The 25,753-nt window shown below is 68.0% G+C and carries 24 protein-coding genes; 9 read left to right on the forward strand and 15 right to left on the reverse strand.

Going from position 1 to position 25,753, the window contains the following annotated elements; genetic code table 11:
* Window positions 1-6: 6 nt before the first annotated feature.
* Complete coding sequence (locus tag ACXMYJ_RS07955) at window positions 7-933, forward strand: hypothetical protein (RefSeq protein ID WP_260757614.1); 927 nt, start codon at window positions 7-9, stop codon at window positions 931-933.
* A gap of 33 nt (window positions 934-966) precedes the next feature.
* Here the strand turns inward: ACXMYJ_RS07955 and ACXMYJ_RS07960 are convergent, their stop codons facing one another.
* The 3 genes from ACXMYJ_RS07960 to ACXMYJ_RS07970 all read right to left on the reverse strand — a co-directional run bounded on the left by ACXMYJ_RS07960 (window position 967) and on the right by ACXMYJ_RS07970 (window position 3,818).
* Window positions 967-1,392, reverse strand: a complete 426-nt coding sequence (locus tag ACXMYJ_RS07960) for a hypothetical protein (protein ID WP_460355221.1) — start codon at window positions 1,390-1,392, stop codon at window positions 967-969.
* 149 nt (window positions 1,393-1,541) lie between these two features.
* Window positions 1,542-2,678, reverse strand: a complete 1,137-nt coding sequence (locus ACXMYJ_RS07965; RefSeq protein WP_460355225.1) for a fatty acid desaturase family protein — start codon at window positions 2,676-2,678, stop codon at window positions 1,542-1,544.
* A 99-nt stretch (window positions 2,679-2,777) separates the two neighbouring features.
* A complete protein-coding gene (locus ACXMYJ_RS07970) occupies window positions 2,778-3,818 on the reverse strand; it encodes a ferredoxin reductase (protein WP_260757608.1) in 1,041 nt (346 codons plus the stop codon).
* A gap of 69 nt (window positions 3,819-3,887) precedes the next feature.
* Here ACXMYJ_RS07970 and ACXMYJ_RS07975 point away from each other — a divergent pair, with 69 nt between their 5' ends.
* A complete protein-coding gene (locus ACXMYJ_RS07975; protein ID WP_443187635.1) occupies window positions 3,888-4,556 on the forward strand; it encodes a TetR family transcriptional regulator in 669 nt (222 codons plus the stop codon).
* 10 nt (window positions 4,557-4,566) lie between these two features.
* Window positions 4,567-5,346 carry an enoyl-CoA hydratase/isomerase family protein gene (locus ACXMYJ_RS07980; RefSeq protein WP_460355229.1) on the forward strand — a complete coding sequence of 260 codons (780 nt, stop codon included), beginning with the start codon at window positions 4,567-4,569 and terminating at the stop codon, window positions 5,344-5,346.
* Between the two features lie 134 nt (window positions 5,347-5,480).
* Here the strand turns inward: ACXMYJ_RS07980 and ACXMYJ_RS07985 are convergent, their stop codons facing one another.
* From ACXMYJ_RS07985 to ACXMYJ_RS08010, 6 genes are all read right to left on the reverse strand, one after another.
* A complete protein-coding gene (locus ACXMYJ_RS07985) occupies window positions 5,481-6,626 on the reverse strand; it encodes an aromatic ring-hydroxylating oxygenase subunit alpha (protein WP_260757604.1) in 1,146 nt (381 codons plus the stop codon).
* Window positions 6,627-6,737: 111 nt separating this feature from the next.
* Complete coding sequence (locus ACXMYJ_RS07990) at window positions 6,738-7,508, reverse strand: SDR family NAD(P)-dependent oxidoreductase (protein WP_443187674.1); 771 nt, start codon at window positions 7,506-7,508, stop codon at window positions 6,738-6,740.
* The gene (locus ACXMYJ_RS07995) at window positions 7,508-7,822 is read right to left on the reverse strand and encodes an RNA-binding protein (protein ID WP_443187632.1); all 315 of its coding nucleotides are present in this window, start codon (window positions 7,820-7,822) and stop codon (window positions 7,508-7,510) included. Before ACXMYJ_RS07995 ends, ACXMYJ_RS07990 begins: the two co-directional genes overlap by 1 nt.
* A 475-nt stretch (window positions 7,823-8,297) precedes the next feature.
* The gene (locus ACXMYJ_RS08000; protein ID WP_443187631.1) at window positions 8,298-9,161 is read right to left on the reverse strand and encodes a pseudouridine synthase; all 864 of its coding nucleotides are present in this window, start codon (window positions 9,159-9,161) and stop codon (window positions 8,298-8,300) included.
* Window positions 9,158-10,903 carry a glycerol-3-phosphate dehydrogenase gene (glpD, locus tag ACXMYJ_RS08005; protein ID WP_443187630.1) on the reverse strand — a complete coding sequence of 582 codons (1,746 nt, stop codon included), beginning with the start codon at window positions 10,901-10,903 and terminating at the stop codon, window positions 9,158-9,160. The genes ACXMYJ_RS08000 and glpD overlap by 4 nt, the downstream gene beginning before the upstream one ends.
* Before the next feature lie 90 nt (window positions 10,904-10,993).
* On the reverse strand, window positions 10,994-12,409 hold the full coding sequence (locus tag ACXMYJ_RS08010; RefSeq protein ID WP_460355232.1) for an NAD(P)H-quinone dehydrogenase: 1,416 nt from the start codon (window positions 12,407-12,409) through the stop codon (window positions 10,994-10,996).
* A gap of 83 nt (window positions 12,410-12,492) precedes the next feature.
* On the opposite strand from ACXMYJ_RS08010, the gene ACXMYJ_RS08015 reads away from it, so the two are divergent.
* Window positions 12,493-12,966, forward strand: a complete 474-nt coding sequence (locus tag ACXMYJ_RS08015; RefSeq protein WP_260757599.1) for a gamma-glutamylcyclotransferase — start codon at window positions 12,493-12,495, stop codon at window positions 12,964-12,966.
* Between the two features lie 564 nt (window positions 12,967-13,530).
* Here ACXMYJ_RS08015 and ACXMYJ_RS08020 read toward each other — a convergent pair.
* A complete protein-coding gene (locus ACXMYJ_RS08020) occupies window positions 13,531-13,911 on the reverse strand; it encodes a hypothetical protein (RefSeq protein WP_460355235.1) in 381 nt (126 codons plus the stop codon).
* Window positions 13,912-14,109: 198 nt separating this feature from the next.
* Here ACXMYJ_RS08020 and ACXMYJ_RS08025 point away from each other — a divergent pair, with 198 nt between their 5' ends.
* Complete coding sequence (locus ACXMYJ_RS08025) at window positions 14,110-14,769, forward strand: SDR family oxidoreductase (protein WP_460355237.1); 660 nt, start codon at window positions 14,110-14,112, stop codon at window positions 14,767-14,769.
* Between the two features lie 15 nt (window positions 14,770-14,784).
* Here ACXMYJ_RS08025 and ACXMYJ_RS08030 read toward each other — a convergent pair whose 3' ends face one another.
* On the reverse strand, window positions 14,785-17,661 hold the full coding sequence (locus ACXMYJ_RS08030; RefSeq protein ID WP_460355239.1) for an MMPL/RND family transporter: 2,877 nt from the start codon (window positions 17,659-17,661) through the stop codon (window positions 14,785-14,787).
* A 218-nt stretch (window positions 17,662-17,879) separates the two neighbouring features.
* Between ACXMYJ_RS08030 and ACXMYJ_RS08035 the strand changes: the two genes are divergently transcribed.
* Complete coding sequence (locus ACXMYJ_RS08035; protein WP_460355242.1) at window positions 17,880-18,452, forward strand: TetR/AcrR family transcriptional regulator; 573 nt, start codon at window positions 17,880-17,882, stop codon at window positions 18,450-18,452.
* Window positions 18,453-18,541: 89 nt separating this feature from the next.
* On the opposite strand, the gene ACXMYJ_RS08040 is transcribed toward ACXMYJ_RS08035, so the two are convergent.
* Both ACXMYJ_RS08040 and ACXMYJ_RS08045 read right to left on the reverse strand, forming a co-directional pair.
* The gene (locus ACXMYJ_RS08040) at window positions 18,542-19,717 is read right to left on the reverse strand and encodes a M20 family metallopeptidase (protein ID WP_460355245.1); all 1,176 of its coding nucleotides are present in this window, start codon (window positions 19,715-19,717) and stop codon (window positions 18,542-18,544) included.
* Window positions 19,714-20,895: a M20 family metallopeptidase gene (locus ACXMYJ_RS08045; RefSeq protein ID WP_460355248.1), complete on the reverse strand. Its 1,182-nt coding sequence runs from the start codon at window positions 20,893-20,895 to the stop codon at window positions 19,714-19,716. The genes ACXMYJ_RS08040 and ACXMYJ_RS08045 overlap by 4 nt, the downstream gene beginning before the upstream one ends.
* Before the next feature lie 38 nt (window positions 20,896-20,933).
* Between ACXMYJ_RS08045 and ACXMYJ_RS08050 the strand changes: the two genes are divergently transcribed.
* Window positions 20,934-21,737, forward strand: coding sequence for a purine-nucleoside phosphorylase (locus ACXMYJ_RS08050; protein ID WP_460355334.1), 804 nt, complete (start codon window positions 20,934-20,936; stop codon window positions 21,735-21,737).
* Here the strand turns inward: ACXMYJ_RS08050 and ACXMYJ_RS08055 are convergent.
* Entirely contained in the window at window positions 21,683-22,819 is a 1,137-nt protein-coding gene (locus ACXMYJ_RS08055; protein WP_460355251.1) for an AbrB family transcriptional regulator, read from the reverse strand. The two genes, ACXMYJ_RS08050 and ACXMYJ_RS08055, sit on opposite strands and share 55 nt — an antisense overlap.
* Window positions 22,820-22,907: 88 nt before the next feature.
* On the opposite strand from ACXMYJ_RS08055, the gene ACXMYJ_RS08060 reads away from it, so the two are divergent.
* Both ACXMYJ_RS08060 and ACXMYJ_RS08065 read left to right on the forward strand, forming a co-directional pair.
* On the forward strand, window positions 22,908-23,366 hold the full coding sequence (locus ACXMYJ_RS08060; protein WP_460355253.1) for a MarR family winged helix-turn-helix transcriptional regulator: 459 nt from the start codon (window positions 22,908-22,910) through the stop codon (window positions 23,364-23,366).
* Between the two features lie 29 nt (window positions 23,367-23,395).
* Window positions 23,396-25,015: a phospho-sugar mutase gene (locus ACXMYJ_RS08065; protein ID WP_460355255.1), complete on the forward strand. Its 1,620-nt coding sequence runs from the start codon at window positions 23,396-23,398 to the stop codon at window positions 25,013-25,015.
* A 69-nt stretch (window positions 25,016-25,084) separates the two neighbouring features.
* Here the strand turns inward: ACXMYJ_RS08065 and upp are convergent, their stop codons facing one another.
* Complete coding sequence (upp, locus tag ACXMYJ_RS08070) at window positions 25,085-25,708, reverse strand: uracil phosphoribosyltransferase (protein WP_460355258.1); 624 nt, start codon at window positions 25,706-25,708, stop codon at window positions 25,085-25,087.
* Window positions 25,709-25,753: the final 45 nt, after the last annotated feature.

The following is a 25,753-nucleotide window of genomic DNA, read 5'->3' on the forward strand; positions in this document are numbered from 1 at the left end:
TCGGCCATGAGACATGTCATCATCGGAACCGAGGCCGTCGCGACCGGCACCGTCACCAGTCACGAACTCAGACGCTGGTACCGCCCGATCTTCCCCAACGTGCACGCACCTGTGGACCGCGAACTCACACTGCGGGACCGGACCATCGGCGCGTGGCTATATTGCAGGCGCGAGGGCATCGTCACCGGGCTGGCCGCGGCCGCGTTACACGGTTCACTGTGGGTCGATGACGCCGTCGACATCGAATTGATTTTCAAGTGTTCACGTTCCCCAGCGGGGCTGGTCGCCCGCAACGAACGCATCGCACCGGACGAGTACCGGGACCTCGACGGTCTGCCGGTGGCAACGCCTGAGCGCACCGCGTTCGACCTGGGGCGATTCCGACCCGACTACGAAGCTCTGGCACGGTTGGACGCGCTCATGCGTGTCCGCCCCTTCGAGATTGACGACATCATGGTGCTCGCAGATCGATACAAGGGCGCACGCGGAGTTGCCCGGCTCAAGGCGCTGCTCCCCTACGTCGACGGTGGCGCCGAGTCACCGCGAGAATCGTGGTGGCGAAAGCTGCTCATCGACGCCGGCTTCCCCACGCCCGCCACCCAAATCCCGGTCGTCGACGAAGACGGCGTACACGTCCGCACTCTCGACCTGGGTTGGGAGGGTTTCAAAGTCGGCCTTGAATACGACGGCGACCAACATCAGTCCGACCGCCTGCAGTACCTCAAGGATCGGCGCGTCCTGCCTGAGCTTCGCCGCCTCAACTGGCATGTCACCTCAGTCGTCAAAGAAGACGATCCCGTCCTGGTGATCAACCGGCTGAACGCAGCCATGCGCTCGCGCGGCTGGCGAGGCGCGGTGCAGATCCCGTCGTACGCGTACGCCTACGCGCGCCGTCTCACCGAAATTGCGCACAGTGTGCCCGCTTCGGCGTAACGACCGCACGGAATGCGAGTTCGGCAGGCGGTGCTAAACCGTGCAGTCGACTCCCGCGACATCGGTGGCGATCACGCACGCCGACGAGTTGGACAGCTTCCACGCGCCGTCCTGATTCACCCAGTAGATGTTGTGGGTCTTGGTGCCGAAGATGGGAATGGTCACCGCGAGCTGCGCGTCGAGCTGGTCACCGTTGAGCACGGGGTTCTGCACCTGCCAGTTGACCATGCCGCCATAGGTGTTCAGGCGATTGGCGATATTGTCGGCGGTCGGCACGGCCGACTGCCCGCCGGCCAGCTTGGCGGCCCGTTCGCTCGCCGGCGCTCCGGTGTTGAGCACCTGCCGCAGCTCGGCGGTGAGCTGGCCGGCATCGGGCACCGACGGCTCGGCCGACGCCACCCCGACACCGCCCAACGCACCCGCAGCCACCACCGACATCGCCGCCAACGCAGCACGCATGAATTGCTTCCTTCCGCACAGAGGGTCCGACCCAGCCCACACCCCACCATGCAACCCTCCACGCCACAAGACCTACGTCCCCGGCGCCGAAACGCGCGTATCCACGCGGCCCCTCGCGTGGGGCCGCGTGGAATACGGTCTCAGGGGGGTCAGAACGGCAGGGCGAACTTCACGATCTTGCGCACCACCGTCGCGAACTGCCGCGGCAAAGGCCCGGTGTTGTAGGGCACGCCGTAGCGCTCACAGATCTCCCGCACCTTCGGCGCGATCTCGGCGTGCCGGAACGCCGGAATGTCCGGAAACAGGTGATGTTCGATCTGAAAGCTCAAGTTGCCGGACAAGATGTGAAACAGCTTCCCACCGGTCAGATTGGCCGAGCCGAGCACCTGCCGGAAATACCACTGTCCACGCGTCTCGGCTTTGGTCTCCTCGATGGAGAACTCCTGAACATCCTCGGGGAAATGCCCGCAGAAGATGATCATGTACGCCCACACGTTGCGCATCAGATTGGCGGTCAGGTTGCCGGTGAACACCCACGGCGCGAACGGACCGGCCAACAGCGGGAACGCGACATAGTCCTTGAGCGTCTGGCGCTTGGTCTTAGCCCAGATCCCGGAGAGGATCTCCTTCTTGTCCGTCAGCGTGATCTCGCCCGAGGCGATCTTCTCGCTCTCCATCTCGTGCAGCGCCACCCCGTACTGGAACAGCACCATCAGCAGGAACGCATACACCGGGTTGCCCAGGTAGTACGGACGCCACTTCTGGTCGGAGCTCATGCGCAGGATGCCGTAGCCGATGTCGCGGTCCAGGCCCACGATGTTGGTGTAGGTGTGGTGCATGTAGTTGTGCGAGTGCCGCCACTGGTCGGCCGGGCAGGCGGTGTCCCACTCGAAGCCACGGCTGGAGATCGCCGGGTCGCCCATCCAGTCGTACTGGCCGTGCATGACGTTGTGGCCGATCTCCATGTTGTCGATGATCTTGCTCAGCCCCAGCATCGCGGTTCCCGCCAGCCAGAACGGCGGGAAGATTCCGCCGAACAGCAGAGCGCGACCGCCGATCTCAAGTCCACGCTGCGCCTTGATCATTCGCCGGATGTAGGTGGCATCACGCTCACCGAGGTCGGCGATCACGCTCTCCTTGAGCGCGTCGAGTTCCCTACCGAATGCCTCGGCCTGCTCGGGGGTCAGGGTGACGGTCTTGCCGGCGACGGTCTTGGTGATGGTCTGTTGCGTCGGGGCGGCCGGGTTGGTGGTCGGGGTGGTCGGGGTTCCCAGGACTTCGGTCATGATCTCCCTCTCAGTTTGGTCAGTTCTCGGGCGGGCGCCGAGATCGCGTCCAGCGCGGCGATTCGTCCACTTGACGCGCGTGGAATGCGATTTCGGCGGTTATAGGTCGACGTCGACATCGCCGGCCGGCGCCGACACGCAGATCTGGATGTCCTCCTCCTCCGTCGACGACAATGCTCCAGTGATGACGTTGCGCACCGCACCGCTGGTCTTGCGACGAGTGCACGAGAAGCAGATGCCCATCCGGCATCCACTCTCCGGGGTCAGGCCCGCATCCTCGGCCTGGTCGAGCAGCGGACGGCCGTCATCGACGACGTCGAGTCCGCTGCCGGTGAATTGCACTCGGCCACCGCTGGATTCGCCGGTGAACACCGGTGGCACGAAGCTCTCCGCGACGGAATCGGGGTAGACGCCCCGGACCGCGTCGACGAGCGCGGGCGGTCCGCAGACGAACACCGCGTCGGCGTCGAACACGCGGTCGGTGAACCGCGGCGGTAGATCGGATCCGGTCGTGTCGCGGGTGTACCCGTGCAGGACGCGCACATTCGGCATCACCGCGGCGATCTCGGCGAGCTCGTCGCGGTAGCACGCCTCCGGTGCCGAACGCGCGTAGTGCACGAACGTGACCTCGCCGGCGTGCCGGCGGGCGCGTAGCGTTCGCAGCATCGACATCACCGGGGTGATGCCGCTGCCGCCGGAGACCAGCAGCAGGCGTCCCGGGGTGTCGGGCAGTGTGAACTCGCCGGCGACGGAGTCCAGACCGACAACCATGCCCGGCCGGGCGTGCTCGAACAGATAGGACGACACCAGTCCGCCGTCGTGGCGGCCGACGGTCAGCTCGATATGCCGATCGGTCTCGGCGTTGGCCGGCGAGTAGGGCCGGGTGCGGCGGCGGCCATCGATGTCGACGGAGACATTGATGTGCTGACCGGCCCGGAACCCCGTGAATGCTCGGTTGGGCGCCAGGGTCAGCGTCACACTGCGCGGCGTGCTGCGCCGCACGGCGACCACGCGGGCACGGGCGTGGCCCCGTGTCCATGTCGGGTCGACCAGCTCGGTGTAACGGTCGACGCCGTGCGGACCGGTCAGCAGGTCCAGCAGCGCGGACCTGCGCACCTTCGTGAGCGTTTCAGTGAACATATGTACACCGTGCGCGCCGAGGGCCGGGCAGGTCAAGAGATCGCTGCAGCGTGTGGTAGGTTTCACACAGTGAACAGTCGTACGCCCAGCTCACGATCGGGTCGGTCCCGGTCTCGCGAGAAGGAGACGCTGTCACGCGAGGAACGCAAGGAGGCCACCCGGCGGGCGATCGTCGCGGCGGCGCTGCGCCTGCTCGCCGAACGCAGCTTCAGTGGCCTGAGCCTGCGCGAGGTCACCCGAGAGGCCGGCATCGTTCCGGCAGCGTTCTACCGGCACTTCGAGTCGATGGAAGCGCTCGGCCTCGTGCTGATCGACGAGTCGTTCCGGGCGCTGCGCGAGATGCTGCGCGGCGCGCGGGCCGGCAGACTCGACCCGAACCGGGTGATCGAGTCCTCGGTGGACATCCTCATCGACAGCGTGCAGCAGCGCCGCGAGCACTGGCGCTTCATCGGCCGCGAGCGCTCAACCGGCGTCACGGTGCTGCGGTATGCGATTCGCACCGAAATACGGCTGATCACTTCGGAATTGGCGATCGACCTGGCGCGCTTCCCCAACCTGAACACTTGGAGCAGCGAGGACCTCAACATCCTCGCCAACGTGTTCGTCAACAGCATGATCGCCATCGCCGAATCCCTCGAAGACGCCACCGACCCGGCCAGCGTCGCCGAAATCCGCCGCATCGCGATCAAACAGCTGCGAATGATCACTGTCGGCGTGGCGGGCTGGCGCAGCGGTTAACGTGACGGGCATGTCGTCCGTCGTCGAAGTCACCCACCCCAGGCCCGAAATCTCCGTGGTCACCCTGAACCGGCCGGACAAGCTCAACGCGCTGTCCCATGAGCTGGTCGCGGGCCTGCACGCCGTGCTCGACGGCCTCGCCGCCGACAACACGTGCCGCGTGGTGGTCCTCACCGGCGCCGGACGCGGGTTCTGCGCCGGACTGGACCTCACCGCGCCCAACCCCGAGCAGACCGGCGGCGGCACCGAATTCCCCCGCTCGGGCATGCGGTGGCAGGAACGCATCGCCGACCTGACGGCGAAGATCCATCGGCTGCGGCAACCGGTGATCGCGGCGGTCAATGGAGTCGCTTACGGCGGCGGACTCGGGATCGCCGCGGCCTGTGACATTCGGGTGGCGTCGCCGACGGCGCGGTTCTGCACGCAGTTCATCAAGCTAGGACTCGGGGGGTGCGACATCGGCGTGAGCTACACGCTGCCCCGCATCGTCGGCGCCGGCCCTGCCTTCGACATGATCCTGACCGCGCGTGCGGTCGACGCCGACGAAGCGCTGCGGCTCGGTCTGGCCTCACGGGTGGCCGACCCGGCACTGGACGAGGCGCTGTCGATCGCCGAAACACTCTGCGGATACGGAAAATTCGGCGTCGAATCGACCAAGCAGGTGCTGTGGGCCAATCTCGAGGCGTCCAGCCTGGAGGCTGCGCTGCACCTGGAGAACCGCAGCCAGATCCTGGCCTCGACCAGCGGCGAGATGCGCGAGATGGCCGCCACGATTCTCCGCAAGTCCTGACCTCGTCCGCCAAGGGGGCTTAACCCGGCAGCCCGGCAGCCCGGCCCTGCCGAAATCGCATTCCACGTGGCCAATTTCGCCCTGGGGCCGCGTGGAATGCGATTTCGGCGGAAACCCGGCGGACAGGAGCCGGGTCAGGCGAGGGCGACGCCGAGCTCGCCGGCGAGCACCCGGATCATGTGCTGGACGCCGATCTCGTTGCGGCCGATCAGCATGTGATCGTGCTGACCGTGCCGCACCCCTTCCCCACACTGGGGCAGCATCACGAAGTCCTCGTCGCGGACGGCGGCGTGCACCTGGTTGTAGATCTCGTCGTAGAACGCGCGCTGCGCGTCGTCGGCGGCGGGATACCGGGCCATCCAGCTGTGCCGGACCGTGCAACGGGTCGGCTCGCCGGCGGGCAGGATGTCGATGATCTCCACCCCGACGGGGCTGTTGGCCAGGATCAGGTTCGGGTAGATCCAGTAGATGACGCCCATCCGGAGCACGGGATCCCAGTCCTGCGAGGGGTTGTCGTTCAGCTCGGCGATGTTGTTGAACGGGAAGCCGATCCGGTGATGGCGCCCCCACTCGTCATAGACGTGGGTGTTGGCCACCGTGTTGAGCCCGATCACGCTCTGCCCGTGCACATAGGGGAAGTGGTACCCCTCGGCGAAGGCCTCCAGGGCACCCTTCCAGCTGGTCTCGGACTCGAACTCGCGGTCGTCGTGGTACCCGTACGTGCGGTAGTTCCACTGCTCGAGTTCTGCGGCGAAGCCGCCCAGATGGGTGTCCAGGTCGATGTCGGCGCCGGCGGTCAGCACCGCCCACACAAACCCGAACCGCTCCTCGTTGGGTAGTTCGACCAACCCGTAACCCTCCGGGTCCACCTCGGCGAACCCGGCTTTGCCCGGGATACGCACCAACTTGCCCGCCGAGTCGTAATTCCAGGCGTGATAAGGGCATACGAAGCGACGGGAGTTCCCGCTGCCGCAGGCCGGCATCGCGCCGCGGTGGCGGCAGTAGTTCAGGAACACGTGCGCCACGCCGTCGGCGTCGCGGGTGACCAGCAGCGAGTCGCCGAGCACCGACCGCACCACGTAGTCGTGTCTGTTCGGAATCTGACTGCCCGGCACGATGGCCAGCGGGGTGCGCCGCAGGATCGCCGACTCTTCGATCTCGGTGATCTTCGGATCGCGGTAGTAGTGCAGCGGCACCCGCAGCACCGCGTCGGCCATGTCCGTCGTCTTTGCGTTGACCAGCGCCAGTCCGCGTTCGGTCAACGTCCGGTCGAGCGTCATGCCAGTGACCATACACCTACGACATTGCGTATGGCCACGATGCCGCCGAGATTGCGCCCGGTGCGGGAAAACGGGCCCGAGGGCCGCGTGGAATGCGATTTCGGCGGAGGGTCAGCGTGGGGTGCCTCCGCCGTCGGCGATGATCACCTGACCGGTGATGTAGCTGCCGGCGTCGGAGGTCAGAAGCAGTGCCGCGCCGACCATTTCGTCGGCGGTCGCCAAGCGACCCATCAGCGTGCCGCCAACCATCCCGTCGATGGCCTCCTGCGGGTTCTTGCGCATCATGTCGGTGTCCACCGGTCCGGGAGCCAGCGCGTTGACCCGGATGCCGTGATGTACGAACTCCGCGGCCATGGACCGGGTGAACGACATCATCGCGGCCTTCATCGACGCGTAGATCGACAGCATCGGCGCGAAGATGAACGCGCCCACCGACACCATGTTGAGCACCGCGGCATGCTCACTGGCCTTCAGGTGCGGCAACGCCTCCTGCACGAGCAGCACCGGCCCGCGCAGGTTGACCTCGAACGACTTGGTCAACGCGTCGACGGTCATGTGTCCGAACGGTTGCGCGAGCGGGTTGGCGGCATTGTTGACCAGCACGTCGACTCCGCCGAACTCGGACACGGTGCGCTCCACGAGCGTCCCGAGGTCGTCGACCTCGCCCAGGTGGGCAGGGATCCCGATCGCGGTGCCGCCCAAGCCACGCAGGTGTTGCGCGGCCTGCTCGCAGGCGTCGGCCTTGCGGCTGGCCACCACCACCCGCGCGCCCGCCAGCACATAGCCCTCGGCCAGCGCCAAGCCGATTCCGCGGGTGCCGCCGGTGACGATCACGGTCCGGTCTGTCATGTCGAACAGCCGGTCGAAGGAAGCGCGGTCCACTAGATGCATCCACCCACGCTGATGCGCCGGCCGACGTCGGCGCAGACGCTGACGTTGGGCGCAGGGACGTACACCGGCGGTGGCGGGGGCGGCGGCGGGGGCGCGCCCGGCGGCGGCGGTGGCGGGGGCGGCGGCGGGGGTGGCGGCGCCAGGGCCTCGTTGAGCTCAGAGAACGGATCGGCGCAACCGGTGATGTCGACGTGGACTCCGCCGACGGAACCACACACCGCCCCGTAGGCCGGAGCGGGGATCAGCACCGGGACCGACGCCCCGAGAAACAGCGACGCGGACGTGACCAGCCAGCTCTTGCGCAACTGCACTCCTTGTCGTCTCCGGTGCCCGTCACCGCAGACAGGCTGATTGTGACAGTCGGGCCGCCCACCCCGCGGCCGAACCCGCCCGATCCGCTCCCGCGGCCGCACCGACCGGGTCGGCACCGTGATTTGCCATCTGGGCGCGAATCAGAACGGATCTCGTATATCTGCACAGCATCTGGCCGGTTCTGGTATCCCGCCGCTCCGCGCGCCGACGTAGCCGACAGTGTCACCAGGTGCGCAAAGGCCCGTCAACAGGGGTCGCCAAGCACAATGCCTAGTCAGCGCCAAGATTGACGATGATGTCTAATCGCTCAGCGAACTGTTGACAGATGAAGTACATTTTTCCACTGTGCGTCGCTAAGGCGCCGGGCGACGCACGTGACACGGGAGCGGGAACGCTGCCGACGGTGTTCGTGTGCGCTCAGATCGCGATAGAGCGATCTTCGAGGGGAGTCGCGATCTGAGCGCACATTCAGATCGTCCGCCCGCTGGTGAACCGCTGTTGGACGCCCGTCACCGGGTCGGCGAACGTCAACGTATGCGCCAGGAGCTTCAGCGGGGTCGAGAAGTCCCCGGCCGCCACGTCGATCACCGAGGGGTACAGCGGGTCGCCATCGATCGGCAGTCCGAGTGAGTTCATGTGGACGCGCAACTGGTGGGTGCGCCCCGTGCGCGGGGTCAGCCGGTAGTGACCGTCACCGCAGCTCTGCACCAGAGTCTCGGCGTTCGGCTCTCCCGGCTCCTCCAATGCCTGTAATCGGCTGCGCTGCTTGACGATCCGGCTGCGAACCGTCACCGGAAACTCCCGCTGCGTGGGCGCCGACGACCGCGCGAGGTACGTCTTGGCCGCCTCGCCGCGCGCGAACATCGTCTGATAGGCGCCGCGGACCGCGCGATGGGTGGTGAAGACCAGCACCCCGGCGGTCAGCCGGTCCAGCCGGTGCGCGGGGCTGAGTTCGGGCTCGTCGAGTTCGCGGCGCAGCCGGACCAGCGCGGTTTGCGCGACATGCCCGCCGCGCGGCATGGTCGCGAGGAAGTGCGGTTTGTCGACGACGACGAGGTTGTCGTCCCGGTGCAGGATAGGCATGTCGAACGGCACCGGTACCTCGTCGGGTAGGTCACGGTACAGGTAGACCACCGAATTGGGTTGCAGCACAGTGGCTGCCGTCACGGTAGTGCCGTCAGCGGTGAACACCTCGCCGTCGAGCACCTTCTGCGCCGCTGCCTGACCGAACCGGTCGGCGAACTCCACCAGCACCGCACCGCCGCGCAGCCGCACCCGCGCCGGTCCGAGCCCGTCGCGCACCGGAAGCGGTGCGGGGCGGGGGCGCCTCAATTGAGCGGCACCGGCTCGAGGATCTCAGCGCGCGCCTCCGGGGCAGCGGCGCGCAACGCGTCGGCGGACTCGTCGTCGGGCTGCGTCTGCGAGAGCACCTCGGCCTCCACCCGCGCCAGGTAGGTGTCGACCTCCCGGTCGACGTCATCGGCACTCCAACCCAGCACGGGCGCAACGATTTCGGCGACCTCGCGGGCGGAGTCCACGCCCCGGTGCGGGTACTCGATCGAGATCCGCATCCGGCGCGCGAGGATGTCCTCGAGGTGCAGCGCTCCCTCCGCGGCCGCAGCGTAAGCGGCTTCCACCTTCAGATACACCGGCGCCTCGGTGATCGGCTCGAGCAACTCCGGCCGGTGGTCGGCCAGCGAGAGCACCTCGCCGATCAGCGACCCGTACCGGTCCAGCAGGTGCCGAACGCGATACGGATGCAGACCGTAATGCGCACCGACACTTTGGGTTTGGTTGATCATCGCGAAGTACCCGTCGGCGCCCAGCAGCGGCACCTTCTCGGTGATCGACGGCGCCACCCTGGTCGGGATGAACTCGGCGGCCGCGTCGATCGCGTCCTCCGCCATCACCCGGTAGGTGGTGTACTTGCCGCCGGCGATCGCGACCAGACCGGGGGCGGGCACCGCGACGGCGTGCTCGCGCGACAGCTTGGAGGTCTCCTCGCTCTCGCCGGCCAGCAGTGGCCGCAGTCCGGCGTACACCCCGTCGATGTCGTCGTGGGTCAGCGGTGTGGCCAGCACCTTGTTCACCTGTCCGAGGATGTAGTCGATGTCGGCCTTGGTCGCTGCCGGGTGGGCGAGGTCGAGGTTCCAGTCGGTGTCGGTGGTGCCGATGATCCAGTGCGTGCCCCACGGGATCACGAACAGCACCGACTTCTCGGTGCGCAGGATGATCGCGACCTCGCTGACGATGCGATCGCGGGGCACCACGATGTGCACGCCCTTGGATGCGCGCACCCGAAACCTGCCGCGCTGCTTGGACAGTGCCTGGATCTCGTCGGTCCATACCCCGGTGGCGTTGACCACGACGTGCCCGCGCACCTCGGTGACCGAACCGTCCTCGGAATCGCGCACCCGCACGCCGGTGACCCGGTCACCCTCCCGCAGCAGCGCGACCACCTGCGTCGACGTCCGCACCACCGCGCCGTAGTGCGCGGCCGTGCGCGCCACCGTCATCGTGTGGCGGGCATCGTCGACGACGGTGTCGTAATAGCGGATTCCACCGACCAGCGAGCTGCGCTTGAGTCCCGGCGACAGTCGCAGCGCACCCGAGCGGGTCAGATGCTTCTGCGCGGGAACGGATTTCGCGCCACCGAGCTGGTCATAGAGGAAGATACCGGCGGCGACGTAGGGCCGCTCCCACCACCGGTTGGTCAACGGGAACAGGAACGGCAACGGCTTCACCAGATGCGGCGCCAGCGTTGTCAGCGACAGTTCGCGTTCGTGCAGGGCTTCGCGCACCAGGCCGAACTCGAGCTGTTCGAGGTAGCGCAGCCCGCCGTGGAACATCTTGCTGCTGCGACTGGAGGTGCCCGAAGCGAAATCGCGGGCCTCCACCAGCGCGACCTTCAGGCCGCGGGTCGCCGCGTCCAGTGCCGCTCCGGCGCCGACGATGCCGCCGCCGATGACGATCACGTCGAACTGTTCGCTGCCGAGCCGTTCCCAGGCACGGACCCGCTGATCAGGGCTCAGGAAGGTCTGGCTGTTGCCCGGAGCGGGGATCGGGTCACCCACGTAAACCGGCTCCTCGTTACTCGTCAGTACGGGTTGTCGCCTCCCAGGCTAGCCGGACGACGATCAAGCGGCGAGGAACGAGCCGCGTGCTCAGTCCAGATCGTCGTGGGCCATCAGCCGGCGCGCGGCTTCCACGATCGACCCCGACAGCGACGGATACACCGACAGCGTCTGCGCCAGATCGGTCACCGAGATGCGGTTCTGCACGGCCAGCGCGATCGGCAGGATCAGCTCCGAGGCGATCGGAGCGACCACCACGCCGCCGATCACCACCCCGGTGGCGGGCCGGCAGAAGATCTTGACGAAGCCGTGCCGCAGCAGCGACATCTTCGCTCGGGCGTTGGTGCTCAGCGGCAGCATCAAGGTGCGGGCGGGCACACTGCCGTCGTCGATCGCCGACTGCGGGATGCCGACCGCGGCGATCTCCGGCCGGGTGAACGTCGCCGAGGCCACCGTGCGCAGCCGGATGGGCGACACGCCCTCACCGAGCGCGTGGTACATCGCGATGCGGCCCTGCATCGCGGCCACCGAGGCCAGTGGCAGCAGCCCGGTGCAGTCGCCCGCGGCGTAGATTCCGGCGGCCGGGGTCCGCGACACCCGGTCGACGGGGATGTAGCCGCCGGGTTTGAGATCGACGCCGACGCGTTCCAGGCCCAGCCCGGAGGTGTTGGGCACCGAGCCGACGGTCATCAGTGCGTGGCTGCCCTCGACGACGCGTCCGTCGGCCATGGCGACCCTGACGCCGGTGTCGGTGCGGGTCACCGAGTCGGCGCGGGCGTTCTTGACCAGCGTGACGCCGCGCTCGTTGAACACCTCCTCCAACGCGGCCGCGGCGTCGGAGTCCTCGTGGGGCAGGATCTGGTCACGGCTGGCCACCACCGTCACCGTCACGCCGAGCTCGGTGTAGGCGTTGCAGAACTCCGCGCCGGTCACCCCGGAGCCGACGATGATCAGGTGCTCCGGCAGCTCGGTCAGGTCGTACACCTGGCGCCATGTCAGGATCCGCTCGCCGTCGGGGATTGCGTTGGGCAGCACCCGCGGGCTCGCGCCGGTGGCGAGCAGCACGACGTCGGCTTTGAGTACGCCGACCTTGCCGTCGTTGGTGGTGACCTTCACCCGGTGGTGCGCCATGCCGGCGATGTCGTCGACGAGCTCTCCGCGGCCGCCGATGATCGTGACGCCCTGGTTGAGCAGTTGGCTGCCGATGTCGGCCGACTGCGACGCGGCCAGGGTCTTGACACGGTTGTTGATCTGCGGGAGCGAAATCCGGGCGTCGTCGATGCCGATGTCGTAGCCCAGGCCCTGGGCGCGTCGTAGCTCGGTGCGCACACCGGTCGAGGCGATGAACGTCTTCGACGGCACACAGTCATACAGCACGCACGCCCCGCCCAGACCGTCCTGGTCGACCACGGTCACCTGAGTGACGTCGCGTCCCCGCGCGGCCGCGACCAGAGCCGCCTCGTATCCCGCTGGTCCTCCGCCGATGATCACGATGCGCGTTACCACGTTCTCAACCTAGGGCACGGAGGTGGCCGAGGCGTTCAGACACATGCTCCGCCCGATGGCGGCCGGGCGTCTAAGCTTCTCGCGTGCCGATCTACGCCGCCTACGGATCGAATATGCATCCCGAACAGATGCTGGAGCGGGCTCCGCACTCCCCGATGGCCGGGACGGGCTGGTTGCACGGATGGCGGCTGACGTTCGGCGGCGCGGACATCGCCTGGGAGGGCGCGCTGGCCACGATCGTCGAGGACCCGAACTCGAAGGTATTCGTCGTGCTCTACGACGTGACCAAGGAGGACGAGGAGAACCTCGACCGTTGGGAGGGCTCCGAACTGGGCTTCCACAAGAAGATCCGGTGCCGGGTGGAACGCACCTCCTCAGACACCGACACCGATCCGGTGCTGGCGTGGCTGTATGTGCTCGACGCCTGGGAAGGTGGTATCCCGTCGGCGCGGTATCTTGGCGTGATGGCCGATGCGGCCGAGATCGCCGGGGCGCCAGCTGAATACGTGCACGATCTGCGCACGCGCCCCGCGGGGAACGTCGGCCCCGGCGCGTAGGCGTCCTTTCCCTGAACCGCGCGTCGACCGAACCCACGTGTCGGTGCCCGGCCCCGTCCGGGCCCCGGTTCCGCCGCGTCACCCGCAAGCTCTTCGGGGTCGCTCACCCGTCGTCCTGGTGAGCGTCGGATCGCAAACTCCGTGACTGTTGACGGCTGGCCGGGAGCCTCCGGGCGTTGTCAACCACGTGGCAAACGCACTGGTGTCATCCACACCACGGATGCCAGGTCGACGGCATCGGCGAAAGTCCACCGTCGCCGGCCCGCCGCGCGTGCGCAGGTTCCGCGCGTCACCGCTGTCCGGGCGACAACTCAGCCTGAAACCCATCGCTTTTGACGGCGCCCAGTCACATACTCGCCCGTTGGTGACCGCGATGGGGCCTTACCCGGACTCGAAGTCGCACGCGTACAACGCGGGTGCGGGGCCCGGGCGGAACATCGCGTCACTAAGTCCGCAGCGAATGCGACGTCGCTGTGCCTCAACGCTCGTCGATCCCCCGAAGTGGGGCCACAACTGAACGTCACAGTGGGGCCAGCTCACGTTGACATTGCCAGGTCCCTCTTCTCAGCTTTCATGGGCGCGAGGCTTGCCCATCGACCTGAGCATTTCCAGCATGCCGTGAAGGTGAGCGACCGCAGTCTCGATGTCGTAGTAGTTGCGTTGCCCTGCTCGGGACTCGGCCGCCAGAAGCCCGCAGCGATGAACGTCGTGGAAGTCGCCGTACGGAAACTTGTAACGGCCCTTACGGTTCTCGTCCTGCAGGTCGTCGATCCCCAAATACCATTTGGAGTACTCCGCGATCCCGCACTTTTCGATGAACTCGTTCTCCTGCCGGGCCGATGGCTGATGCTCGCTCCATGCATCGCGGTCGTCGATCACACAACTGCCCGCCTCTATCAACTCCTGCGCATGCTTGTATGCCCTGTCGTTCAGTTTGACCGTCATGAATACACATTCGCTGTCACGGCAGCTCCTACCTTCGTCCCGGCGCGCCAGAATTTGTCACGCATGGTTCTCCTAGCGGGGTGAAGCCGCCTGTCGGCAATCGATTCATCGCCTTACCGTGACCTTATTTTTCTCTTAGTTTTCTTAAAAAGGGTGTAAGGTGGCCCGCAAGCGTTCGTCGCAAGGGAAGGAACCCGCATGCTGCAATCACCTGAGCGGATCGTCCTCATCACCGGCGCGTCGCGCGGCGTCGGCGCCGCAGTCGCCCAGCGGGTCGCCGCCCCGAACACCCACGTCCTCGTCCAGCATCGCGGAAACGCCGAGCGTGCCGAGTCCGTGGCGCGGGCCGTCCGCGACGCGGGCGGGGATGCATCGACGATCGCCGCCGACATCTACGACGAATTCGCCGTCGCGGCGATGATCGACACCATCCGCGCACGCTTCGGCCGACTCGACGCCCTCATCCTCAACGCCTCCGGCGACCTGGAGATGGGGGCCGGACCGAGCCACGCCATGCGGGCCAATGGCGATGCCCAGCGCCTCCTCGCCACGCTGGCGATGCCGTTGATGCCTGCCGGCGCCCGGATCGTGTTCGTCACCAGCCATCAGGCGCACTTCTACCCGAACAAGGCGGTGCCGAAGGGCTACGCAGGCGTCGCCGCGAGCCAGCGGGCCGGCGAAACCGCGCTGTACGCACTGCGCTACGAGTTCGCGCACGCGGGAATCGGTTTCACCGTGGTCTCCGCCGAGATCACCCAAGACATCGTCATGGTGCCGGCCATCGCCGACGCGGCGACCGCCGCACGGCCGACCGGGATCGTGTACGTCGGCGGCACGGGTCACCTGATGACCGCCTGAGTCGCGGCCGTCGACCTACCCGCCGGTGGTGTCGGCGACGCGCGGTCGCGGTGCGGGCCACGGGGCCGGAACCGGGCGGTAGCGGATCCGCTGCGGCCACCAGAACCACCGGCCCAGCAGCGCCGCGATCGACGGCGTCATGAACGACCGGATCACCAACGTGTCGAAAATCAGGCCCATGCCGATCGTGGTGCCCACCTGACCGATGATCGTCAGATCGCTGACCGCCATCGTCATCATCGTCAGCGCGAAGACCATGCCGGCCGCGGTGACCACCGAGCCACTGCCGCCCATCGTGCGGATCAGACCGGTCTGCAGACCCGCGTGGATCTCCTCCTTGAGCCGGGCCACCACCAGCAGGTTGTAGTCCGCCCCCACCGCCAGCAGGATGATCACCGCCATCGGCAGCACCATCCAGTGCAATTCGATGCCGATGATGTGCTGCCACACCAGAACCGACAGCCCGAACGATGCGCCGAGCGACAGCACCACCGTGCCGACGATCACCGCGGCGGCGATGATCGCGCGAGTCAGGATCAGCATGATGATGAAAATCAGTCCGATGGCGGCGATTCCCGCGATCAGCAGGTCGTAGCGGGTGCCGTCGGCCATGTCCTTGAAGGTGGCCGCGGTGCCGCCGAGATAGATCTTCGACCCCTCCAGCGGCGTGCCCTTGATCGCCTCCTTGGCAGCCGTCTTGAGCGCGTCGATCTTTCCGATACCCGCCGGCGAGAGCGGATCACCCTCGTGGGCGATGATGAACCGCACCGCGTGGCCGTTCGGTGAAATGAATTGCTCAATGCCGCTTTGGAAGTCGGCGTTCTCGAAGGCCTCCGGCGGCAGATAGAACGAGTCGGCGTTCCAGGCGTCGTTGAACGCGTCGCCCATCGCACCGGCGTCGGCCTGCATTTCGGCACCAGCCTCCAGCTGGCTGTTCTGGGTCTGATACTGCGTCAGCATCATCTCCCGCTGCGACTTCATCGTCGCGATCTGCTGCGGCATCAGCGCGACCAGCTCAGGCATGATCGCGGCCATCCGCTCCAGGTCCGGGACCAGGTCCTGGACATTGTCGGTCAGCAGATTCGTGCCGTCGATCAGGTCGAACAGCGAGCGCATCGAGTGACACACCGGGATGTTGTAGCAGTGCGGTTCCCAGTAGAAGTAGTTGCGGATGGGCCGGATGAAGTCGTCGAGATCGGCGATGTGGTCCCGCAATTCGGTGATGTCGGCCGCCATGGTCTTGGTCTTGGCGACCATGCTCTGCGTGATCTCCGCCATCTGACCCATCAGGCTCTGCATCTTCTCCATCGTGTTGATGGTGGTCTGCAGCGACTCCGCCTGGACGAGCATGTCGTCCATGCGGTCGAGCATGTACTTCTCGTTGAGCTGCTGGGTAGTGCCCTGCCGGCTCATGGCGTACGGGATCGAGGTGCTCTTGATCGGTGTGCCGTCCGGGCGGGTGATGGTCTGCACCCGTCCGATGCCCTCGACGGCGAACAGCGCCTTGGCGATCTTCTCGATCACGATGAAATCGGCCGAATTACGGAGATCGCGATCGGTCTCGACCATCAGCATCTCGGGGTTGAGCCGCGCGGGCGAGAAGTGCCGTTCGGCCGCGGCGTACCCAACGTTGGATTGAATGTCGGCGGGCAGGTAATTGCGGTCGTTGTAACTGGTTTGGTAGCCGGGCAAGGCCAGCAGCCCGATCAGCGACACCGCGACGCTGGCCACCAGGATCGCGCCGGGCCACCGCACGGTGACGGCGCCGATCTTGCGCCAGCCGCGAACCCGCATGGCGCGTTTGGGTTCCAGCAGCCCGAACTTGCTCGCGATCGTCACCACCGCCGGCCCGAACGTCATCGCCACCGCGATCAGCACCAGCATGCCCAGCGCCAGCGGCACCCCGAGGCTCTGGAAGTACGGCAGCCGGGTGAAGCTCAGGCAGAACGTCGCGCCGGCGATGGTCAGACCGGAGCCGACGATCACATGCGCGGTGCCGCCGAACATCGTGTAGTAGGCCTCTTCGGCGGTCGCCCCCGAAGACTTGCCCTCCTGATAGCGGCCGACCAAGAAGATCGCGTAGTCCACCGCGATCGCGATGGCCAGCGTCACCAGCAGGCTGGTCGCGAACGTCGAAAGCCCGATGATGTCGTGGAACCCGAGGAACGCCACCACCCCCCGCACCGTCATCAGGCTCAGCCCGACCATCACCAGGATCAGCAGCGTGGTGACGATGGAGCGGAAGAACAGCACCAGCATGATCGTGATGACCAGGAAGGTCAGCGCCTCGACCATCCGCATGCTGCTGTGGCCGGCCTCCTCCTGCTCGGCGGCCAGCGCCGACGCGCCGGTGACGTAGGCCCGCACTCCGTCGGGGGGCTGACTGTCGTACACCAGGTCCTGGACCGCGCGCACCGACTCGTTGGCCAGCGCCTCGCCCTGGTTGCCGGCGAGATAGACCTGAAAGTAGGTGGACTTGCCGTCAGCGCTCTGGGCGCCGGCCGCGGTCAGCGGGTCGCTCCAAAGGTCCTGGACGTGCTCGACGTGGGTGGTGTCGGCTTCCAGCCCGCTGATCAGGTCGCTGTAGTACGCGCGGGTGTCGTCGCCGAGGGGCTGCTCCCCCTCCAGCACGATCATCACCGAGCTGTTGGACTCGTACTCCTCGAACACCTCGCCGATGTGTTCCATCGAGATGACCGCGGGGGCATCGTCGGGACTCATCGACACCGACCGGAGCTTGCCGACCTCTTCGAGCTGCGGCACCGAGATGTTGAGGAAGGCGGCCAGCGCCACCCAGATCAGGATGATCGGGATCGAGGATCGGCGGATGAACCGGGCGACGCCGTAGAAGTGTGGCTTGTGCTGACTCTCTTCGCGCAAGCGGCGGCTCATCGGCATCCGTCCACCGGCGACTCCTCCAGAGAGTTACTCGAAAGTCGTTACGGCACAGCCGCCTTCGACAGGAAGTTAGCGAACTACCGAGCTACACTAACCAATCGGCTAACTGGACACAAGCCGATCGGCTAACTAGTGGCATGGCACGGAATCGGTCCGCACTGTGACGTGGGATACAGTTCGGCCCGGTTCGTCCGTGCGGCGGAAGGGGGACGATGGCCAAACCGGTGGCGACCCGCGGCTTCGCACGCGAGCGGGTACTCGACGCGGCACTGGCGCTTTTCGCCGACCACGGGGTGAGCGGCACGTCCCTGCAGATGATCGCCGACCGCCTCGGCGTGACCAAGGCCGCGGTCTACTACCAGTTCCACTCCAAAGACGCGATAGCGCTGGCGGTCGTCAAACCGGTGTACGACGACATCGAACACTTGCTGCGGATCGCCGAGACCTTGCCCTCGGCGGCGGCGCGGCGCAGCGTGTCGATGGCCGGCCTGGTGGAGTTGATCATCCGGCACCGTCGCATCTCGAGCGTGTTCTACGGCGACCCGACGGTGCATCGATTGCTCGAGGATTACGACGACTTCCGCCGCGTCGGCGAGCGGCTCGCCGCGGTGCTGCTCGGTCCAGACCCCGACAACGCGACGCGGGTGGCGATCTCGATGCTCAGCGCCGGGGTACACGGCTGCGTCACCGACCCGACGATCGCCGACCTCGCCGACGCCGAGCTTCAGCAGGTGCTGCTGGACCTGACGAAGAAGTTCCTCGACGTGTGCGTGCCGACGGACTGACCCGGCCCGCGAGCGTGCGCAAACTTCGGAATTTCCCCGGCGTGGCGCCCGCAGACACGCACGCTCGCGCGGAATAGCGGAATAAGGGACTAGGGGGCGGCGGCGCTGCGCTCGACCAGGTTGACCATCAGCCGCACCCCGACTCCGAGGGCGCGCTCGTCGAGGTCGAACGTCGGCTGATGCAGATCCAGCTGTGGCCCCTGTCCGCTCCACACCCCCAGCCGAGCCATCGCGCCGGGCACCTCCTCCAGGTACCAGGAGAAGTCCTCGCCGCCGCCGGATTGCAGGGTGTCGGCGAGCACGTCGGGGCCGATCGCCTCGATCGCGTGGGTCATGATGCGCGTGGAGATCTCCTCGTTGACCACCGGCGGCACCCCGCGGCGGTACTGCACCACGTGCTCGATGCCCAGCGGCGTGAGTAGCGACGAGATCGATTCGTGCACAATGTCTTCCAGCGTCAGCCAGGTTTCCCGGCTCGCGGTGCGGATGGTGCCGGTCAGCGTGCCGGTCTGCGGGATCGCGTTGGCGGCCATCCCGGCGTGCACCGCACCCCACACCATCACCGTGCAGTGGCGCGGATCCATGCGCCGCGACAGCACACCCGGCACCCCGGTGATCAGCGTGCCGAGACCGTAGACCAGGTCGCCGGTCAGGTGCGGGCGCGAGGTGTGCCCGCCCGGCGAGTGCAGGGTCACCTCGACGTGGTCGGCGGCCGAGGTGATCGGCCCTGCCTTCACTGCGACCCGCCCGACGGGCAGATGCGGATCGCAGTGCAACGCGAAGATCCGGGACACCCCGGTCAATGCGCCGGCGGCGATCGCGTCGATCGCGCCTCCGGGCATCAACTCCTCGGCGGCCTGGAAGATCAGCCGCACCCCGATCGGCAGCTCGGTCTCCGAGGCCATGGCCAACCCCGCGCCCAGCAGCACGGCGGTGTGCCCGTCGTGGCCGCACGCGTGAGCGACGTTGGGCACCTCCGACGAGAACGGCAGGCCGGTGCGTTCAGCCATCGGCAGCGCGTCCATGTCGGCGCGCAGCGCCACCCGCGGCGCGTCGTCGGGCCCGAAGTCACACGTCAGGCCGGTCCCCCCGGGCAGCACCTTCGGGTTGAGGCCGGCGTCGGCCAGCAGCGACGCGACGAACTGCGTCGTCGCGAACTCCTGGCGCCCCAGCTCGGGGTGCCGGTGCAGGTGCCTGCGCCAGCCGACGAGGTCGTCGTAATGCTCGCTGAGCCACCGCGCGGCGGCGTGCTTCAACACGCTCATGACGCGCGCCTCTCCCACAGCTCGAGCACCCGGCCCCGTTCGGTGTTCGACTCGGCCAGCGCAACCACGGTGCGCGCCAACATGATCGACCCCTCGATCACCGCGGTGTCGGCGCTGGCGTTGACCGCCGCCGCGGCGAACTCGGGCTGGTGGATCGACGCGCCTCCGGCGTCGATGCCGACGACCGGATGAATCCCGGGCATCACCTGCGTGACGTTGCCCATGTCGGTACTGCCCAGCGGCACCGACGCCTCCAGCTCGGTCGGCAGCGGGGTGCGACCGACCCGGGTCATCTCGGCGCGGAACGTCTCGGCCAGCCACGGATCGGGGGCCAGTTCGGCGTAGGCCGGCGCCGTGTCGGTGACGATGTGCTCGCACCCGGTGGCCACCGCGCCCGCCGCGAAGCACCCGGCCATCCGGGATTCCAACGCGCGCAACGATTCCGAGTTGGTCGCCCGCATCGTGTAGCGCATCTCGGTGTGTCCGGGGATGACGTTGGAAGCCTGCCCGCCGTCGGTGACGATGCCGTGCACCATCTGGCCGGGCGCCAGCTGCTGCCGCAGCAGTCCGATCGCCACCTGCGCCACGGTCACCGCGTCGCCGGCGTTGAGCCCGAGATACGGGGCGACCGCGGCGTGAGACTCGCGACCGGCGTAGCCGATCGTCATCTCTGACAGCGCCAGCGACCGGGCGGCCGCGATGTCGACGGGCCCGGGGTGCAGCATCACCGTCGCGGCGATGTCGTCGAACACCCCCGCGTCGAGCATCAGGGCCTTCCCGCCGCCCAGTTCCTCGGCCGGGGTGCCGAGCAGCACCACCGTCAGACCGAGCGCATCGGCGACCTCGGCCAGCGCCAGCGCGGTGCCCACCGCTGACGCCGCGATGATGTTGTGCCCACAGGCGTGCCCGATGTCGGGCAGCGCGTCGTACTCGGCGCAGACACCGACGACCAGCGGCCCGCTGCCGAAGACGGCGCGGAAGGCGGTGTCCAGGCCGGCGACGCCGGCGGAGATCTCGAACCCGCGCTCGGCGACCAGGGCCTGGGTCTTGGCGCAGCTACGGTGCTCCTCGAACGCCAGCTCGGGTTCGGCGTGGATGGCGTGCGACAGCTCGACCAGGTCGACGCGGCGGCGGTGCACTGCGTCTTCGACGCAGGTCGACGCGGCGGCGGTGGGCATGCAGGCAAGTATCTCACTGCACGAACACCCCAATTAAGCTGCCGCCTGTGGAAGACCCGTCAGCAGAGGCCACGCGGGCCGCCGATGCGCTGCGCACCCGCACCGGTGTCGACGGCTTCGACGTCGCCGTCGTGCTGGGCTCGGGATGGGCGCCGGCCGCCGCGCAACTCGGCGATCCCGGCGCGGTCGTCCCGATGGCCGAGCTGCCCGGCTTCACACCGCCCAGCGCGCAGGGTCACGGGGGCCAGGTGTTGTCGCTGCGGGTCGGCACGCACCGGGTGCTGGTGCTGCTCGGCCGCATTCACGCCTATGAGGGCCACGACCTGCGTCACGTCGTGCATCCGGTGCGCACCGCCTGCGCGGCCGGGGTGCGCACCGTGGTGCTGACCAACGCCGCCGGCGGGCTGCGCGAGGACTTCTCGGTGGGTCAGCCCGTGCTGATCAGCGACCACCTCAATCTGACGGCGCGCTCACCGCTGGTAGGCGCCCAGTTCGTGGATCTGGTCGACGCGTACTCGCCGCGGTTGCGCGCGCTGGCCCGCGACATCGAGCCCGGGTTGCCCGACGGCATCTATGCCGGGTTGCCCGGCCCGCACTACGAGACCCCCGCGGAGATCCGGATGTTGCGCACGCTGGGCGCCGACCTGGTCGGCATGTCGACGGTGCACGAGACGATCGCCGCGCGGGCGGCCGGCGCCGAGGTGCTGGGGGTCTCGCTGGTCACCAATCTCGCGGCCGGGATGACGGGCCAGCCGCTGAGCCATGCCGAGGTGCTGGAGGCGGGCCGTCAGTCGGCGACGCGGATGGGCTCCCTGTTGTCGGCGGTGATCTCCCGGCTCTGATCGGGCGTGCTCAGCCTCCGACTCATCCACAAAACCGCGCGCGCCATGACCGGCGCGGCGAACAGCATCAGCAGGATCCGGACCACCTGCGCGGCGATCACGAACGTCACGTTGGAGCCGGTCTCCACCGCGGTGGCGAGCACCGCGTACACCCCGCCGGGACTGGTCGCCAGGTACCCCTCCAGCGGGGTCAGGCCCGCGACGTGAGCAAGCACGATGCCCAGCCCCGCCGTCGCCACGCCGATGAACACGATCAGCCCCACCGCCACGGGCAGAAGCCGGCCGACCGAGCGCAGCGAGTCCCGGGTGAACGCCAGCCCGGCCTGCCAACCGATCAGCATGTAACCGGCCTGCACCAGCAACACCGGCACCGACAGCCCGAACGACAACCCGCTGACTTCCAGCGCGACCGTCAACGCCAGCGGCCCGAGCAGCCCGGCGCCTGGCAACCGGATCAGCCGGCCGCCGGTCCCACCGACCAGCACCAGGGCGATCATCATTGCCACGCTCAGATACCAAGGCGCCGAAGGGGTTCGGGTGGCGTCGACCGCGTTATGGGAACGGTCAGCGTGATAGATCAGCGTGACGACCACCGGCATCGACGCGGTCACCAGCGCCACCCGCAGGTACTGCACCACGGCAACCACGCGGTCGTCGCCGCCGAGTTCACGGGCGATGGCGACCAGCCCGGATGCCCCGCCGGCGACCAGGGCCAGTGATCCGGTCAACGGGGTCACGTCGCGGCGCAGCCCCAGCAGCGCGCCGGCGATCACGCTGAGCGCCAGCGTGCCGGCCGCGACGGCCAGCACGATCGCCCAGTCGTCCTTGAGTGTGTTCAGCGCGTCCTGCTGGACCATGGTGCCGATGTAGACGCCGAGCACCCCTTGGGCCGCGATGCCCAGCTTGCGCGGGACGCGCTCGGGGCCGCGGGAGGTCAGCGCCACCGCGATACCGACGACCAGCGCGGCGAACAGCGCCGCGGACGGCACTCCGACCAGCGTCAGCGGGACGGTGACCGCGACGGTCAGCGCAAGAAGGACCGCCCAACCGGGTATTTGCCGCCAAACCGCTTTCACCGTCATCGATGCCAAGTATGCTCTTGCCATGCCAAGATCTCAACAAGGAGTGATGCTGAGTGACGAACTGTAGTTACCAAGTTTTGACTTGGGAATGACGAGGCAGCCCGACCGGGCATTCACCGCGGCGACCGAATTGCGTGAGTCGCTGATGGCGGTGGCGCGGCAGCTGCGGCGGCATCGTCCGGACAACGGACTCACGTTGAGCCAGATGCAGCTGCTCGGTGAGATCAGCCGCACCGGAGTGACCACGCCCGCCGAACTCGGCGTGCGGATGCACGTCCGGGTGCAGTCGCTGACCGACTCGCTCAACGAGCTGGAGTCCCGCGGGCTGGTGAGCCGGCGGCCCGATGAGAACGACCGCCGCCGCCAGCTCGTGGAGATCACCGATGACGGGCTGGCGCTGCTGGAAGCCGACCGCGCCGAGCGCGACGCCTGGCTTCACCAGACCATGCGCGACACGCTGTCCGAGCTGGAGTTCGACCTGCTGATGCTGGTGGCGCCCATCCTGCGCAAGCTCGCCGAATCCGACGCCGGCATGCGCCAGGGCTGACGGGCGTGCCGTCAGGGCACAATGACGGGGTGACCTCGCCGTTGCGAACTGCTGTGCAGGAGTGGCTGTCTCACGACCCTGATCCGGCCTCGGCCGCCGAGCTCGCCGCCTGCACGGACGACGAGCTGGCCGAGCGTTTCACCGGGTCGCTGACATTCGGCACCGCAGGCCTGCGCGGGCCGCTGCGGGCGGGCCCCAACGGCATGAACCTCGCGGTGGTGCTGCGGGCGACGTGGGCGGTGGCCCGGGTGCTGACCGACCGCGCACTCGACGGATCGCGCGTCGTGGTGGGTTACGACGCCCGGCACCGCTCCGCCGAGTTCGGCCGCGCCGCTGCCGAAGTTCTTTCCGCGCAGGGCTTTTCGGTGACACTGATGCCGTGCGCGGTGCCGACGCCGGCCGTGGCGTTCGCCGTCCGCACCACCGGCGCCGCGGCCGGGGTGCAGATCACCGCATCGCACAATCCACCGCAGGACAACGGGTACAAGGTGTACTTCGCCGGCGGGCTGCAGATCGTCTCCCCCACCGACCGCGACATCGAGCACGCCATCGCGTCGGCGCCGCCGGCAGACGAGATCCCGCGCCGTCCTGTCGACACGTCGGGCATCGACCTGCTGCGCGCCTATGCCGAACGCGCCGCCACGGTGCGCCGCACCACCGGCACGGCGCGGATCGCATTGACCCCGATGCACGGGGTGGGCGGTGAATTCGCACTCGACGCACTGGCGTTGGCCGGATTCGACGACGTACACGTCGTCGAGCGTCAGTTCGCTCCCGACCCGGACTTCCCGACCGTGGCCTTCCCGAACCCCGAAGAACCCGGCGCGTCAGACCAGCTGACCGCCCTGGCCGCCGCCGTGGACGCCGACATCGCAATCGCGCTGGATCCCGACGCCGACCGCTGCGCGATCGGGGTGCCCACCCCGCACGGCTGGCGGATGCTCTCGGGTGACGAAACCGGTTGGCTGCTGGGCGATTACCTGCTCTCGCAGGGCGACAACACCCACGCCGTAGTGGCCAGCACCGTGGTGTCGTCGCGGATGCTGGCCGCCATCGCCGCCGAACGCGGGGCCCGCCACGTCGAGACGCTGACCGGGTTCAAATGGCTGGCCCGCGCCGACGACGGCATGGAAGACGCGGCCCTGCTGTACGCCTACGAGGAAGCGATCGGGCATTGCGTGGACCCCGAGGCCGTGCGCGACAAGGACGGCATCAGCGCGGCCGTGCTGGCCGCTGATCTGGTTGTTGCACTGCGCAACCGGGGCCTGACAGTGCTCGACGCGCTCGACGACCTGGCCCGCCGCCACGGCGTGCACAGCACCTCGGCCGTCACCCGGCGGGTGGATTCACTGCAGGAGGCGGCGGCGCTGATGGAACGGCTGCGTGCCGCGCCGCCGGCGCAGATCGCCGGATTCCCGGTCACAGTCGCCGATCTGGCAGCGACCGATCTGGCGGCGCGCACCGACGCCCTGGTGTTCACCGGCGGTGACGACACGACCTCGGTGCGGGTGGTGACCCGCCCGTCCGGCACCGAGCCGAAGCTGAAGAGTTACATCGAGATCCGGTGTTCCGGGGAGTTGGCCGCCGCTCAGGCCCGGGCCGCCCGGGTGCAGGACACGGTGGCCGCCGCGGTGCGCGCCTGGCCATGATTCGCCGAAATCGCATTCCACGCGGAATTTTCGCGACTTGACGCGCGTGGAATGCGATTTCGGGGGGTGTCAGCGGGGGCCGAACTGGCGGTCGCCGGCGTCGCCGAGGCCCGGCACGATGTAGGCGTAGTCGTTGAGGCCCGAGTCGATGGTCGCGGTGAACAACCGTAGCTCGGGAGCCACCTTCTCCAGCGCTCGCAGACCTTCGGGTGCGACGACCACGCAGATCGCGGTCACATCCACCACATCACGCGCGTAAAGCAGTTCCAGCGTGTGAGCCATCGACCCGCCGGTGGCCAGCATCGGGTCCAGCACGATCACCGGCTGGTGACTCAGATCGTCGGGCAGCGATTCCAGATACGGGGTGGGCTGGTGGGTCTCCTCGTTGCGCGCCACTCCGACGAAGCCGACGCGGGCCTCGGGGATGAGAGCGTGCGCCTGGTCGACCATGCCCAGGCCCGCGCGCAGCACCGGCACCAGCAGCGGCGGGGCGGCCAGCCGCGTGCCGGCGGTCTCACACAGTGGGGTGCGCACCGGCACGGTGTCGACGGCCAGTTCCCGGGTGGCCTCGTAGACGAGCATCAGCGTCAGGTCGCGCAACGCGGCGCGGAAACCGGCGTTGTCGGTGCGCTCGTCGCGCAGGGTGGTCAGCCGCGCCGCGGCCAAGGGGTGGTCGACAACGCGCACATCCATGGGTCCAGACCTTAACGGGAACCGCGCCGAGCTTCCCGGCGTCCT

It is taken from the genome of Mycobacterium sp. ZZG, from assembly GCF_054786995.1.

What these genes read in the sequence shown, in the direction of transcription:
- ACXMYJ_RS08025 (WP_460355237.1), top strand. Translation starts at nt 14,110, where the DNA reads ATGCTGCAATCACCTGAGCGGATCGTCCTCATCACCGGCGCGTCGCGC.
- ACXMYJ_RS07965 (WP_460355225.1), bottom strand. Translation starts at nt 2,678, where the DNA reads ATGACCGAAGTCCTGGGAACCCCGACCACCCCGACCACCAACCCGGCC.
- ACXMYJ_RS07955 (WP_260757614.1), top strand. Translation starts at nt 7, where the DNA reads ATGAGACATGTCATCATCGGAACCGAGGCCGTCGCGACCGGCACCGTC.
- ACXMYJ_RS08040 (WP_460355245.1), bottom strand. Translation starts at nt 19,717, where the DNA reads ATGAGCGTGTTGAAGCACGCCGCCGCGCGGTGGCTCAGCGAGCATTAC.
- ACXMYJ_RS08030 (WP_460355239.1), bottom strand. Translation starts at nt 17,661, where the DNA reads ATGAGCCGCCGCTTGCGCGAAGAGAGTCAGCACAAGCCACACTTCTAC.
- upp (WP_460355258.1), bottom strand. Translation starts at nt 25,708, where the DNA reads ATGGATGTGCGCGTTGTCGACCACCCCTTGGCCGCGGCGCGGCTGACC.
- ACXMYJ_RS07970 (WP_260757608.1), bottom strand. Translation starts at nt 3,818, where the DNA reads ATGTTCACTGAAACGCTCACGAAGGTGCGCAGGTCCGCGCTGCTGGAC.
- ACXMYJ_RS07985 (WP_260757604.1), bottom strand. Translation starts at nt 6,626, where the DNA reads ATGACGCTCGACCGGACGTTGACCGAACGCGGACTGGCGCTGGTCAAC.
- ACXMYJ_RS07960 (WP_460355221.1), bottom strand. Translation starts at nt 1,392, where the DNA reads ATGCGTGCTGCGTTGGCGGCGATGTCGGTGGTGGCTGCGGGTGCGTTG.
- ACXMYJ_RS08020 (WP_460355235.1), bottom strand. Translation starts at nt 13,911, where the DNA reads ATGACGGTCAAACTGAACGACAGGGCATACAAGCATGCGCAGGAGTTG.
- ACXMYJ_RS08060 (WP_460355253.1), top strand. Translation starts at nt 22,908, where the DNA reads ATGACGAGGCAGCCCGACCGGGCATTCACCGCGGCGACCGAATTGCGT.
- ACXMYJ_RS08045 (WP_460355248.1), bottom strand. Translation starts at nt 20,895, where the DNA reads ATGCCCACCGCCGCCGCGTCGACCTGCGTCGAAGACGCAGTGCACCGC.
- ACXMYJ_RS07980 (WP_460355229.1), top strand. Translation starts at nt 4,567, where the DNA reads ATGTCGTCCGTCGTCGAAGTCACCCACCCCAGGCCCGAAATCTCCGTG.
- ACXMYJ_RS08035 (WP_460355242.1), top strand. Translation starts at nt 17,880, where the DNA reads ATGGCCAAACCGGTGGCGACCCGCGGCTTCGCACGCGAGCGGGTACTC.
- ACXMYJ_RS08055 (WP_460355251.1), bottom strand. Translation starts at nt 22,819, where the DNA reads ATGACGGTGAAAGCGGTTTGGCGGCAAATACCCGGTTGGGCGGTCCTT.